This is a genomic window from Hydrotalea sp. AMD (assembly GCF_004100315.1).
GTDB classification, from domain to species: domain Bacteria; phylum Bacteroidota; class Bacteroidia; order Chitinophagales; family Chitinophagaceae; genus Hydrotalea; species Hydrotalea flava.
Window position 1 is genome coordinate 1 of sequence record NZ_SCKY01000113.1, and the last position, 538, is coordinate 538.

The 538-nt window shown below is 37.5% G+C and carries 2 protein-coding genes; both read left to right on the forward strand.

The genetic code is table 11. The features are described from left to right. Positions 1 to 187: hypothetical protein (locus EO766_RS18355; RefSeq protein ID WP_287101834.1), on the forward strand; the 187-nt coding region annotated here is incomplete at its 5' end. Continuing rightward, the coding region (locus tag EO766_RS18360) for a hypothetical protein (protein ID WP_287101835.1) at positions 184 to 538 on the forward strand (355 nt) is incomplete at its 3' end. The genes EO766_RS18355 and EO766_RS18360, both read left to right, overlap by 4 nt.

A 538-nucleotide genomic window follows, 5' to 3' on the forward strand; every position in this document is an offset into this window, starting at 1 on the left:
CATTACAATGAGGCCAAAAGACGGAGGGGCTGAGATAACCACTGCAACGCCTTATAATAATATTCCTAAAAATGTTGACGCTGTATTGGCAGAGTTAGAAGATTTAGACGAGATAATGTCTAGTTACCAATTTGGCGAAACCTACAATATCGAATCAATAACCTACATTGTTCGGATTAGAAAATGAAACAAACAAAATATGACCCCATTAAAAAATCAAAGCAATGTAAGCCCGAGTTAATAGCGGCGTTTGATTTTGAAACCGACAATTTAGGCGGTACTCTTTTAATGGGTCAATACGCAGTTTTAGATTTAGATGGAGAGGTTCAAGATTACGGTTATTTTGTTGGTACGCCGGACGAGATACTTTCAGAAATTTGGCGCGTTATGAATTATTATAACTCGCACCATTGGGTAGCACATAACGCGAATTATGATTGGCGTTATTTGTTGCCGTGGCTGGATGAAAACGGAAAAAATCTTTTTATATCATTGGCAACTGATACAAAGATTATGAGTGTTGAATGTGAAGCGGTAA